Consider the following 12608-nt stretch of genomic DNA (forward strand, 5'->3'; position numbering starts at 1 on the left):
GGCCGCCCGCCCGATGCCGGTGCCGCCGCCGGTGACGAGCGCGACGCGTCCGTCGAGCCGGGGCCGCGTCGTGGCGGGAGAGGATGACGAGCTTCGTGAATCAGGCATGACGAGAGTGGCTCCATGTAAGCGGAAGCAAGCTGGCCGGCGGGCCGGCGCATGGTCGAGGTGCTTAGTCCTGGTGGTCGGGCACCGTCAGGGGCGTGCCGGGCGAGCCGGCGTAGAACACGATCAGTTCGGCGCGCTCGTCACCGGTTTCCCCGCGATGGGCGCCGTCGACCATTTCCGGCACCACGTCGCCGGGGCCGAGCGCCAGCCGCTTGCCGTCGCTGCGGCGCACGGCGGTCAGGTGGCCCGACAGCACGTAGCCGATGTTGATCGACGGATGCGTGTGCCACGGCAATACCGCGTGCGGCGGAATCGTGTAGCGTACGACCGAGATCTCCGGTTGTCCTGACGGGTAGGCGCGATACCGCGAGCCGTCCCACGCATGCGTGGTTCGCAGCAGTACCGTCTCGGTCACGCGACCACCCGCGTCCGCTTCCTGCGCGGTTGCACGCGGCGAACCAGCGACGATCAATGCAGCCGCGAACACGGTTCGCGAAACGGCTGAAAATGTAAGTGTGTTCATGGCGGCGGGCCGTTTGGCCACGGGTATCGAAGACAGCGCCATTGTGCGAAGCAGGGTGCCGCGCGAATAGCACCCGACCGGTTGAAACCGATTCAACCGGTCGGGCAGGCGTTGCGATGCCATGGACGATTGCCCGGGCGTTCCGGGTTTGACGGGAGCTGCGAATGGATCGGTTGAAGGCGCTGACGGTATTCGTCCGTATCGCGGCCGCGGGCGGCATCAGCGCGGGCGCCCGCGAACTGGGCATGACGCCGCAAGCGGCCAGCAAGCAGGTCGCAGCGCTGGAGGCGCTGTTGAACGTGCGGCTGCTCCAGCGCTCGACGCGCGGGATCGTGCTGACGCTCGAAGGTGAACGCCTGCTGGCACAGTGCCGCGGCGCTGTCGGGGAACTGGAGAGCGCGCTGCGCATGCTCGACGACGATCGGGCGCAGGCGGCCGGCACGATCCGTGTTGCGGCGCCGTATTCGCTGGCCCGACGCTTTCTCGCGCCGCTGCTCGGCGAATTCTGCGACCGGCAGCCGGGCGTCACGGCCGAACTGATCGTCAGCGACGACATGGCCGACATCGTCGAACAGCGGATCGACATCGCCGTGCGGACCGGCAACCTGCCCGACAGCGGGCTCGTGGCGCGGCGCATCGCCGATCTGCAGTTGATCGTCTGCGCGGCGCCCGCGTATCTGCGTCGCCACGGCGAGCCGCAGACGATCGACGCGCTGCGCGATCATCGTTGCACCGCATTCCTTTATCCGCGCACGGGCAAGCCGTTTCCGTGGGAATTCCTGGTTGATGGTCGTGTCGACACACGACAGATCGACCCGTTCATCGCGACCAACGACATCGATGCGGAACTGGACACGGTGCTGAGCGGCGCCGCGATCGGCCAGTTCTTCGGCTATTCGGTTCACGCGCACATTCGCGAGGGACGTCTCGTGCCGCTGCTGACCCGGCACGTGACCTGCCGTTATGGCCTCCACCTGTGCATGCCGCAGCGCATGCACCTGCCGCGGAGGAGCCGTTTGCTGATGGATTTCCTCGCCGACCGGCTTGGCGCGCATCCGGATCTTGCATCGCTTTCGTTTGCGGAAGCGTCGGCATGACACGTGCCTGATCGCGGGCGCGCCTCCGGGCGGCTGCGCATCATCGCTTCACGCTCGCCCGTCTTCATGTCGGCAGCAGTCGAAAATCAAAAGGCCGCCCGGCGCCGAAGCGCACGGGCGGCCTTGTGTAGGTCGAGCGGCCGAGCGGTGTGACTCAGCACTCACCCTTCTTCGCATGTCCCGGCGGGCAGTGATAGCCGCGATCATCGTGACCATGATGACGCTGATGGTCTTCCCACTCGCGGCGTTCCCAGTAGCGGTGGCCGTCGTAGTAACGATCGCCATGCCAGCCGACGATCACCGCGGGCGCCGGGGCGACCATGACGGGCGCGGGCGCGACGACGACCGGTGCGGGCGTGCCGATGTTGACGTCGACGTTGACGGCGTGGGCGAGGCCGGACAGCGAAAGGCCGAGGCCGGCTAAGGCAAGGGCGATCAGCGAGCGTTGCATGTTCTTTTCCGTGATGTCGTTGTAGAGGGTCGGTGCGACACGATGGAAGCGAGGGGGGATCGTTCCACCGGGGGAAACGCCGCACCGACACATGAAGTGTGCTGGCGCGCGACGGAAAACGCGAGGCGGGTTTGTTACGGCGGATTGGCGGCCGGCAGGCGCAGGGTGTGGGCGTCGGGCCGCGTCATTTGACAATGGCGGCCCACATGTACGGACGATGGCGCGTGCGTCGCACGGCACCGGCGGTGCGGATTTGACATTCCGCGGCGCACGATCGCGAAGCGCGATTAATCGCGCGTTACAAAGTGACACGCGGCAGGTGGCGCGATCGCCATGCCTGCCGCGCGGGAAGCGGTACGCCGGCCGTCGGGCCGGCAGTCGTCACGGATGGATTACAGGTAGAACATCCGGTCTTCGTCCGGGCGCGGCGGATGGCCTTCATCGTCCGAACCTTCTTCCTCGCCGCTGTCCTCGTAGAACGCGAGCACGGCGTCGAGCACCTGGTCGGGATCATCGATCACCTGCATCAGGTCCATGTCTTCCGGATTGATCAGGCCCATCGGAATGAGCTGGTCGCGGAACCACTGCAGCAGCCCCTTCCAGAACTCGCTGCCGACGAGGATGATCGGCACGAGGCGCGATTTCTTCGTCTGGATCAGCGTGAGCACTTCCGACAGCTCGTCGAGCGTGCCGAAGCCGCCCGGCATCACGATCACCGCATCCGAATTCTTCACGAACGTGACCTTGCGCGTGAAGAAGTGGCGGAAGCGCAGCGAGATGTCCTGGTAGTGGTTGCCGGCTTGTTCGTGCGGCAACTCGATGTTCAGGCCGACCGACGGCGCTTTACCGGCGTGCGCGCCCTTGTTCGCGGCTTCCATGATGCCGGGGCCGCCGCCGGAGATCACGGCGAATCCGGCGTCGGACAGCTTGCGCGCGATCTGCGCGGCAAGCTTGTAGTGCGGCGTATCGGGTTTGAGGCGGGCAGAACCGTAGATGCTGACAGCCGGGCGGATCTCCGACAGGTACTCGGTCGCCTCGATAAACTCTGCCATAATCGTGAACATCTGCCACGATGCGCGGGCCTTCTTGGCCGTCGCGCGTTCTTGATCTGCGAGCGAACGCAGACTCGGAATCACTTTTCTCTTGTTCATAATGCCTGAAGAACGAAATCTGGAAGGTAAGACCCTGCTATTGGTTGACGGTTCGAGCTATCTGTATCGGGCTTACCATGCGATGCCTGATTTGCGTGGCCCTGGCGGGGAGCCGACCGGAGCGCTCTACGGAATCATCAACATGCTGCGCCGTATGCGCAAGGAAGTCAGTGCAGAGTATAGCGCTTGCGTGTTCGATGCAAAGGGCAAGACGTTCCGTGACGACCTTTATGCCGACTATAAGGCAAACCGTCCATCGATGCCGCCCGACCTCGCATTGCAGGTCGAACCGATCCACGGCGCCGTGCGTGCGCTCGGCTGGCCGCTGCTGATGGTCGAAGGCGTCGAGGCCGACGACGTGATCGGCACGCTCGCGCGCGAAGCCGAGCGGCACGGGATGAACGTAGTCGTGTCGACCGGCGACAAGGATCTCGCGCAGCTCGTCACCGACCACGTCACGCTCGTCAACACGATGACCAACGAGACGCTCGACCGCGACGGCGTGATCGCGAAGTTCGGCGTGCCGCCCGAGCGCATCATCGACTACCTCGCACTGATCGGCGACACCGTCGACAACGTGCCGGGCGTCGAGAAGTGCGGGCCGAAGACGGCCGTGAAATGGCTGGCGCAGTACGACAGCCTCGACGGCGTGATCGCGCATGCGGGCGAGATCAAGGGTGTGGTCGGCGACAACCTGCGCCGCGCGCTCGACTTCCTGCCGCTCGGCCGCACGCTCGTGACCGTCGAGACGGCTTGCGATCTCACGCCGCATCTCGAATCGATCGAAGCGTCGCTGAAGAGCGACGGCGAAGCGCGCGACCTGATGCGTGACATCTTCGCGCGCTACGGCTTCAAGACCTGGCTGCGCGAAGTCGACAGCGCGCCGGCGGAAGGCGGCGGCGCGGATGCGCCGGAAGGCGAGCCGGCGCCGGTGGTGGCGGCCGACATCGTGCGCGAATACGACACGATCCAGACCTGGGAGCAGTTCGACGCGTGGTTCGCGAAGATCGACGCGGCCGCACTGACCGCGTTCGACACCGAGACGACCTCGCTCGACCCGATGCTCGCGCGGCTGGTCGGCCTGTCGTTCTCGGTCGAGCCCGGCAAGGCGGCGTACCTGCCGGTTGCGCATCGCGGCCCCGACATGCCCGAGCAGCTTCCGCTCGACGAAGTGCTCGCGCGCCTGAAGCCGTGGCTCGAATCGGCCGATCGCAAGAAGGTCGGCCAGCACCTGAAGTACGACGCGCAGGTGCTCGCGAACTACGACATCGCGCTGAACGGCATCGAGCACGACACGCTGCTCGAATCGTACGTGGTCGAATCGCATCGCACGCACGACATGGACAGCCTTGCGCTGCGTCATCTGGGCGTCAAGACGATCAAGTATGAAGACGTGGCCGGCAAGGGCGCGAAGCAGATCGGTTTCGACGAAGTCGCGCTCACGCAGGCCGCCGAATACGCGGCCGAAGATGCGGACATCACGTTGCAGCTGCATCACGCGCTGTATCCGCAGGTTGCGCGCGAACCGGGCCTCCTGCACGTGTACCGCGAGATCGAGATGCCCGTGTCGCTCGTGTTGCGCAAGATGGAGCGCACGGGCGTACTGATCGACGATGCGCGCCTGCAGGCGCAGAGCACCGAAATCGCGACGCGCCTGATCGAGCTCGAAGCGCAGGCGTACGAACTGGCGGGCGGCGAATTCAATCTCGGCTCGCCGAAGCAGATCGGGCAGATCTTCTTCGAAAAGCTGCAGTTGCCGGTCGTGAAAAAGACGCCGAGCGGCGCGCCGTCGACCGACGAAGAAGTGCTGCAGAAGCTGGCCGAGGACTACCCGCTGCCGAAGCTGCTGCTCGAGCATCGCGGGCTGTCGAAGCTGAAGTCGACCTATACCGACAAGCTGCCGCGCATGGTGAACCCGTCCACGGGCCGCGTGCACACGAATTACGCGCAGGCCGTGGCGGTCACGGGCCGCCTTGCGTCGAATGATCCAAATCTTCAGAACATTCCGGTGCGCACGGCCGAGGGCCGGCGGATCCGCGAGGCATTCATCGCGTCGCCGGGCCACCGGATCGTGTCGGCCGATTATTCGCAGATCGAACTGCGGATCATGGCGCACATCTCGGGCGACGCGTCGCTGCTGCGCGCGTTCTCGCAGGGCGAGGACATCCACCGCGCGACGGCCGCCGAGGTGTTCGGCGTGACGCCGCTGGAGGTCAATTCCGACCAGCGCCGGATTGCGAAGGTGATCAACTTCGGGCTCATCTACGGGATGAGCGCGTTCGGGCTCGCATCGAACCTCGGCATCACGCGCGATGCGGCGAAGCTCTATATCGACCGCTACTTCGCCCGCTACCCGGGCGTCGCGCAGTACATGGAAGACACGCGCTCGGTAGCGAAGGAGAAGGGCTACGTCGAAACCGTTTTCGGTCGCCGCCTGTGGCTGCCGGAGATCAACGGGGGCAATGGCCCGCGCCGCCAGGCGGCCGAGCGTGCGGCAATCAATGCGCCGATGCAGGGCACGGCGGCCGACCTGATCAAGCTGTCGATGATCGCGGTGGACGACTGGCTCACGCGTGACAAGCTGGCGTCGCGGATGATCATGCAGGTGCACGATGAACTGGTGCTCGAGGTACCCGACGGTGAACTGTCGCTGGTGCGCGAGAAACTGCCGGAAATGATGTGCGGCGTGGCGAAGCTGAAGGTGCCGCTGGTTGCCGAAGTGGGCGCCGGCGCGAACTGGGAAGAGGCACACTGACGCACCGCCGCGCGGTTCCCGATTCCTGCGGCATATTGTTGCAGGGATGCTGAATATCGAGATGGTTTGCTTGTGGTCAACGCGCAAGCTCCCGGACAATGCATGTCATTGACACGGGGGCATGCGCGCCCCGCGTTCCGGGGTTGGAAACATCGAAGTGCTTCGAACTGCACATCGATGATGTCCGAACCGGTTAATCCACCGGGTCGCGCGAATGCATTGCGTTCGCACTGTCCGGCGGCAGCAGTTTCGAATCGCAAAGGGGGAACAGATGCATCGGATCATCATCGTAGGCGGAGGCGCGGGCGGCCTGGAACTGGCGACGCGGCTCGGCGACCGTTACGGCGCGCGCGGCAATCGTTCTGCGCGGGCGCTTGTCACGCTCGTCGACCGCAATCCGACCCACATCTGGAAACCGCTGCTGCACGAGGTCGCGGCCGGCAGCATGGACCCGTTCACGCAGGAACTCGAGTACGCGGCGCAGGCGCGCTGGCACGGCTTCGAATTCCAGCAGGGCGGGCTGACCGGGCTCGACCGCGCGGCGAAGCGCATCACGCTGTCGCCCATCAACGACAGCGACGGCGAGGAGCTGTTGCCGGCGCGCGAGCTGGAATATGACACGCTCGTGATCGCGATCGGCAGCACGACTCACTTCTTCGGCGTGCAGGGCGCGGCGGAAAACGCGATTGCGCTCGACACCGTTGGCGAGGCCGAGCGCTTCCGCAAGCGGCTGATCGCCGCGTGCATGCGCGCCGAGCATCAGCCGCCGGCGCCGACCGCGCCGGGTGAAGCGGCCGAGCCGCGCATCCAGGTCGCGATCGTCGGCGGCGGCGCGACCGGCGTCGAGCTGTCCGCCGAGCTGCGCAACACCGCGCAGGTGTTGTCGGCCTACGGGCTGCACAAGCTCGACCCGCGACACGACGTCGGCATCGTGCTGATCGAATCGGGGCCGCGGATCCTCCCGGCGTTGCCGGAGCGCGTGTCGTCGGCGACAGCCGAACTGCTCGAAAAGATCGGCGTGCGGCTGATGCTCGCCGAGCGCGTGACCGAGGTGGCACCCGGGGCCGTCCATACGGCGAGCGGCAAGACGGTGCGTGCCGACCTGACGGTCTGGGCCGCGGGCATCAAGGCGCCGTCCGTGCTCGCCAATCTCGATGGTCTCCAGGTCAACAAGCTCGGCCAGCTCGACGTGCGCCGCACGCTGCAGACCTTTACCGACGACAACGTGTTCGCGCTAGGCGATTGTGCGGCTTGTGCATGGCCCGGCAACGAGCGCAACGTGCCGCCGCGCGCGCAGGCTGCGCACCAGCAGGCGAACTTCCTGCTGAAGGCAATCGGCTGCCGGCTCGACGGGCGCCCGCTGCCCGAATTCACGTATCGCGACCTCGGCTCGCTCGTGTCGCTCGGCCATTTCAGCGCGGTCGGCAACCTGATGGGCGGGCTGATCGGCGGCAACATGCTGATCGAAGGGCTGTTCGCACGCTTCATGTACATGTCGCTGTACCGGATGCACATCGCCGCGCTGCACGGCTATCCGCGGATGATGCTCGACACGGTCGCGCACTGGCTGCGGCGCACGACGCTGCCGCGCGTCAAGCTGCACTGAGCGCGCGTTCGCGCGGGAAGCGGGCGGGGAGTGCGCACGTCGTGCGCAGTCTTCGCCCGTTGTTCATTGCGGGTAGCCGGGCTGCCGTGCCTGCGCGTGACGGGCAATATCGACCGCGTGCTTTTCGTTTCAATTCGCAAGCATCCGATCGCGCAACGGCGATCGACAGGCGGTTTGTTGCATCGCGATTCGACGGGCCGCTGGAGGGTTTTTGCGTGACGATCGACGTGTCGAATCAACATGCCGTAATCGAGTCTTACATATCCGACAGTTGACGTGACAACGGATTATTAGGCATCGTGTCCGGGTTTCCGTTTGCGGCGGGGTGCCAACCGCCGCAACATCCGCGCCGCGCGCCGGCGCGATGCCCCGTCATGCCGTGTCCGTGATCGTGACGGCGGCGCCCAATCGAGGAGTGCATTCATGTTGAAACCCGAAGTCGACAGCCTGGTTCCCCACGTTCCTTTCTCGCGCCGCAAGTTCATGCAGGCCGCGCTGGGCGGTGCCTTCGCGGCGGCCGTGCTGCCCGTGTCGGCGCAGACGGTCACGACCGACAGCGAAGGGCTGGACGTCGACACCGTCGAGATCCGCTCGGGCGACGCGAGCGTGCCCGCGTATCGCGCACAACCGAAGGACAAGACGAACCTGCCGGTCGTCATCGTGATCCACGAGATCTTCGGCGTGCACGCGCACATCGCCGATGTCTGCCGCCGCTTCGCGAAGCTCGGCTATCTCGCGATCGCGCCGGACCTGTTCGCGCGGCAGGGCAATGCGGCGAAGTATCCGACGATCAAGGATCTGGTCGAGCACATCGTCAGCAAGGTGCCGGACCGGCAGGTGACCGAGGATCTCGATGCGACCGTCGCGTGGGCCGGGAAGAACGGCGGCGACCTGTCGCGTCTCGGCGTGGTCGGGTTCTGCTGGGGCGGCCGCCAGAGCTGGCTGTACGCGGAGCACAATCCGCACGTGCGTGCGGCCGTCGCATGGTACGGGTTCGTCGAAGGCAAGACCGACGAGATGACGCCGTTCAACCCGGTCGATCATGCATCGATGCTGAAGGTGCCGGTGCTCGGGCTGTATGGCGAGAAGGATGCGAACATCACGCAGGCTTCGCTTGCGGACATGCGCAAGGCTATCCAGGCGAGCGATTCGAAGCTCGCGCGCGAATCGGAGATCGTCGTGTATCCGGATGCCGGTCACGCGTTCTTTGCCGATTACCGGCCGAGCTATGTGAAGGCCGATGCGGAAGAGAGCTGGAAGCGCGCGATCGCGTGGCTTCGCCACTACGGCGTGATGTAAACGGCAAGCGGCGGCACATGCCGCCGCTTCGTTACGACTGCGCCGCGTCGGCGCTTACGGCGTCGGGCCGGTTGCGATCGGCCGCGACGGGTCGGCGCTCCATTCGCTCCACGAGCCCGGATACAGCGACGCGCCGTGCAGGCCTGCAACCTCCAGCGCAAGCGCGTTGTGGCATGCGGTGACACCGGAGCCGCATTGCAGGATCACGCGGTTCGGTTCGGTGCCTGCCAGCACGGCGGAAAACGCCTCGCGCAGTTCATGGCCGGTCTTGAAGCGGCCGTCGGCGGTCAGGTTGTCCTTGAAGAAGCGGTTGCGTGCGCCGGGGATGTGGCCGCCCACGCGATCGATCGTTTCGTTTTCGCCGCGGTAGCGATCGGGTGCGCGCGCATCGATCACGACACGCGTGGGTGCATTCACATTGGCGAGCACGGCTGCTGCGTCGACCGTCGATTCGAGCGGCGTCGCCGCGCGGAAATCGCCGGCGGCCGGTTTCGGTGCGTCGGTTGCCAGCGGCTGGCCGGCTGCCTCCCAGGCCTGCAGGCCGCCGTCGAGCACGGCAACCGAATCGTGGCCCAGCCAGCGCAGCAGCCACCACAGGCGCGCCGCATAGGCGCCGCCTTGCGCATCGTACGCGACGACCTGCTGGCCCTGCTTGAGGCCGCGGCTCGCGAGCAGCGTGGCGAGTGCGTCGCGGGTCGGCAGCGGATGGCGGCCGTTGGTGCCCGTCTTGCGGCCCGACAGGTCGCGGTCGAGATGGAGGTACTGGGCGCCGGGGAGATGGCCGGCCGCATACGCGGCTTCGCCCGCAGCGGGATCGACGAGATCGAAGCGGCAGTCGAACAGTGCGACGCTGCCGGGCGCCGCCGCCAGGCGCTCGGCGAGATTGGCGGCGGAGATGAGCGTGGTGTAGTGAGTGTGTGGCATGACGGCTCCCTGGAGTGCGAATGGCCTGACATTCCAAGTCTAAACAAAAAAAGACGGGCCGAAGCCCGTCTTTTCGTCTGCCGGATGCCATGCAGCGTCAAAGCGCCGCACCGGTTGTCAGATGTCGCCGAGGTGGCGGCGCAGGAACTCGTGGAAGTGCTGCATGCCGTCTTCCATCGGGCTCTGGTACGGGCCGACCTGCGACTCGCCGCGTGCCATCAGCGCACGGCGGCCTGCGTCCATCCGCATCGCGATCTCGTCGTCCTCGACGGCCGTTTCCATATAGGCGGCGCGTTCCGCCTCGACGAATTCGCGTTCGAACAGCGCGATTTCCTCGGGGTAATAGAACTCGACGATGTTGGTCGTCTTCTGTGGGCCTTGCGGAATCAGCCACGACACGACGAGCACGTGCGGATACCACTCGATCATCAGGCCCGGGTAGTAGACCATCCAGATCGCGCCGAACTCCGGCGGCACGCCGTTGCGGAACTTCAGCACCTGCTCGTGCCATTTCTGGTAAGTCGCGCTGCCCGGTTTCGCAAGGGCGTTGTGCACGCCGACCGTCTGCACGCTGTACCAGTCGCCGAACTCCCAATTGAGGTCGTCGCACGACACGAAGCTGCCGAGGCCCGGGTGGAACGGGACGACGTGGTAATCCTCGAGGTAGACCTCGATGAACGTCTTCCAGTTGTAGTCGCACTCGTGCACTTCGACGTGATCGAAGTGGTACTCGGAGAAGTCGAAGTGATGCTTCGTGCCGAGGTTGGCGAGGTCGCGCGCGACATTCCTGCCTTCGGCCTCGAACAGCAGCCCCTGCCAGTTCTGCAGCGGGCTCTTGCCGAGGTTCAGGCACGGCTTGTCGGGGAAGTGCGGCGCGCCGAGCAACTCGCCTTCCAGATCGTACGTCCAGCGGTGCAGCGGGCACACGATGTTCTGCGTGTGGCCGCGCCCGTTGAGCATGATCGCCTGCCGGTGACGGCAGACGTTCGACAGCAGTTCGATCTGGTTCGCCTGGTTGCGAACCAGCACGCGGCCTTCCTTCTCGGACGGCAGCGCAAAATAATCCCCCGCCTCGGGCACCATCAACTCGTGCCCGACGTAACGAGGTCCTTTCTTGAAGAGGGTTTCGATCTCGCGCTCGAGTAGCGCCTCATCGAAATATGCAGTGACTGGAAGCTGGCTGTGAGCCGACTTCAACTGAAGCGCGTCGCTCAGATTGGACATTCCCACTCCCGGTGTTAGCGTGAAAGCAGTGAACAACCCAACCATCGAAAAATCGATTTAGGGAAACGGGGAATTATACCCGGTTCGCCTCGCAAGGCTAGGATTAAGTGCCTGATTTGTGTCAATTTTTTGTCGGGCGACAATCGGAAGGCGCACAATGTGTGTCGAAGATGGGGCCGGAATATGGACCCGGGTGCCAAGACGGCAGGTCGGAAAATTCTCTTTTGCCGTAGAATGTCCGACTTGTTTTGAAATTTGACACCCTCGTCCATGGCGAAAACCGCATCCCCAGGCGCCACGCCGCCCGGCAATGGCACCGAACCGTTGCCGGACAATTACGAGATGGCGCTCGCGGAACTCGAGACGCTGGTTACCCGGATGGAAGGCGGCGCGCTGAGCCTCGAGGATTCACTGACGGCGTATCGCCGCGGTGCGACCCTCGTTGCGTTTTGCCAACAGCAGCTCGAGAAAGTGGAGCAGCAGGTTCGCGTGCTCGACGGCGCGACGCTGAAGCCGCTTTCGTCCGGAACGGCCGCCACGGACGGCGAAGACGACGATCTATGACATTCGAACAATGGATGCGGTCTGTGCTTGACCGTGTCGAGGACGCACTCGGCCACTATTTGCCCGCTGAAACCGCGGTGCCGGAGAAACTCCACGAGGCGATGCGCTATGCGGTCCTCGGCGGCGGCAAACGCGTTCGCCCGCTGCTGTGCCATGCAGCAGGCGAACTGACCGGCGCGACGGAAGCAGCGCGCAATGCGGCGGCAGCGGCGCTGGAGATGATCCACGTCTACTCGCTCGTGCACGACGACATGCCGTGCATGGACGACGACGCGCTGCGTCGCGGCAAGCCGACCGTGCACGTGCAGTACGACGAGCCGACGGCACTGCTGGTCGGTGACGCGCTGCAGTCGCAGGCGTTCGTTGCGCTGACCGACGCCGCTGCGCTGTCGCCGGTGCAGCAGGCTGCGCTCGTGCGCGAGCTGGCGCTGGCAAGCGGCTCGATCGGCATGGCCGGCGGGCAGGCGATCGACCTGGCGAGCGTCGGCCTCAAGCTGACGCGCGAGCAGCTCGAGACGATGCACCGGATGAAGACGGGCGCACTGTTGCGCGCGGCCGTGCGGATGGGCGCGCTGGCCGGCGAGACGCCGTCCGCGGAAACGATGGCTGCGCTCGATGTGTACGCGGGGGCCGTGGGTCTGGCCTTCCAGGTCGTCGACGACATTCTCGACGTCACGACCGATTCGGCGACGCTCGGCAAGACGGCCGGCAAGGATGCGGCGAATGACAAGCCGACCTATGTATCGATCCTCGGCCTCGAGGCGTCGCGCGAGCTCGCAGCGCAACTGCGCGCCGAAGCGCACGACGCGCTGAAACCGTTCGGCGCACGCGCACAGCGTCTCGCCGAACTTGCCGACCTGGTAGTGAACCGGGTCAGCTGACGCGAAAGCCCGCCGCCGCGCACAT

11 protein-coding genes are annotated in these 12608 nt (G+C 65.6%); 6 read left to right on the forward strand and 5 right to left on the reverse strand.

Going from position 1 to position 12608, the window contains the following annotated elements; all coding sequences use genetic code 11:
• Positions 1-172: 172 nt before the first annotated feature.
• Entirely contained in the window at positions 173-631 is a 459-nt protein-coding gene (locus tag G3N99_RS07715; RefSeq protein WP_241011527.1) for a cupin domain-containing protein, read from the reverse strand.
• Between the two features lie 164 nt (positions 632-795).
• On the opposite strand from G3N99_RS07715, the gene G3N99_RS07720 reads away from it, so the two are divergent.
• Positions 796-1728 (forward strand): LysR family transcriptional regulator, encoded by a 933-nt coding sequence (locus tag G3N99_RS07720; protein ID WP_206122053.1) that lies wholly within the window; start codon positions 796-798, stop codon positions 1726-1728.
• A 154-nt stretch (positions 1729-1882) separates the two neighbouring features.
• Here G3N99_RS07720 and G3N99_RS07725 read toward each other — a convergent pair whose 3' ends face one another.
• Both G3N99_RS07725 and G3N99_RS07730 read right to left on the reverse strand, forming a co-directional pair.
• Positions 1883-2179 (reverse strand): hypothetical protein, encoded by a 297-nt coding sequence (locus tag G3N99_RS07725; RefSeq protein WP_206122054.1) that lies wholly within the window; start codon positions 2177-2179, stop codon positions 1883-1885.
• Between the two features lie 392 nt (positions 2180-2571).
• On the reverse strand, positions 2572-3330 hold the full coding sequence (locus tag G3N99_RS07730; protein ID WP_011355812.1) for a TIGR00730 family Rossman fold protein: 759 nt from the start codon (positions 3328-3330) through the stop codon (positions 2572-2574).
• Between the two features lies 1 nt (position 3331).
• On the opposite strand from G3N99_RS07730, the gene polA reads away from it, so the two are divergent.
• The 3 genes from polA (at position 3332) to G3N99_RS07745 (ending at position 8990) form a co-directional block, all read left to right on the forward strand.
• Positions 3332-6085: a DNA polymerase I gene (gene polA, locus G3N99_RS07735; RefSeq protein WP_206122055.1), complete on the forward strand. Its 2754-nt coding sequence runs from the start codon at positions 3332-3334 to the stop codon at positions 6083-6085.
• Positions 6086-6356: 271 nt separating this feature from the next.
• Positions 6357-7691, forward strand: coding sequence for an NAD(P)/FAD-dependent oxidoreductase (locus tag G3N99_RS07740; RefSeq protein ID WP_041493352.1), 1335 nt, complete (start codon positions 6357-6359; stop codon positions 7689-7691).
• Between the two features lie 423 nt (positions 7692-8114).
• Complete coding sequence (locus G3N99_RS07745; protein ID WP_174937010.1) at positions 8115-8990, forward strand: dienelactone hydrolase family protein; 876 nt, start codon at positions 8115-8117, stop codon at positions 8988-8990.
• A 54-nt stretch (positions 8991-9044) separates the two neighbouring features.
• On the opposite strand, the gene G3N99_RS07750 is transcribed toward G3N99_RS07745, so the two are convergent.
• Both G3N99_RS07750 and G3N99_RS07755 read right to left on the reverse strand, forming a co-directional pair.
• A complete protein-coding gene (locus G3N99_RS07750; RefSeq protein WP_174937011.1) occupies positions 9045-9914 on the reverse strand; it encodes a sulfurtransferase in 870 nt (289 codons plus the stop codon).
• A gap of 117 nt (positions 9915-10031) precedes the next feature.
• On the reverse strand, positions 10032-11138 hold the full coding sequence (locus tag G3N99_RS07755) for an aromatic ring-hydroxylating dioxygenase subunit alpha (RefSeq protein WP_174937012.1): 1107 nt from the start codon (positions 11136-11138) through the stop codon (positions 10032-10034).
• 270 nt (positions 11139-11408) lie between these two features.
• Between G3N99_RS07755 and G3N99_RS07760 the strand changes: the two genes are divergently transcribed.
• Together G3N99_RS07760 and G3N99_RS07765 are read left to right on the forward strand one after the other, a co-directional pair.
• Positions 11409-11702 carry an exodeoxyribonuclease VII small subunit gene (locus G3N99_RS07760; RefSeq protein ID WP_174937013.1) on the forward strand — a complete coding sequence of 98 codons (294 nt, stop codon included), beginning with the start codon at positions 11409-11411 and terminating at the stop codon, positions 11700-11702.
• A complete protein-coding gene (locus G3N99_RS07765; protein ID WP_069251092.1) occupies positions 11699-12583 on the forward strand; it encodes a polyprenyl synthetase family protein in 885 nt (294 codons plus the stop codon). Before G3N99_RS07760 ends, G3N99_RS07765 begins: the two co-directional genes overlap by 4 nt.
• The last annotated feature ends 25 nt before the right edge of the window (positions 12584-12608 follow it).

It is taken from the genome of Burkholderia sp. Ac-20392, from assembly GCF_017104585.1.
Lineage (GTDB): Bacteria > Pseudomonadota > Gammaproteobacteria > Burkholderiales > Burkholderiaceae > Burkholderia > Burkholderia lata.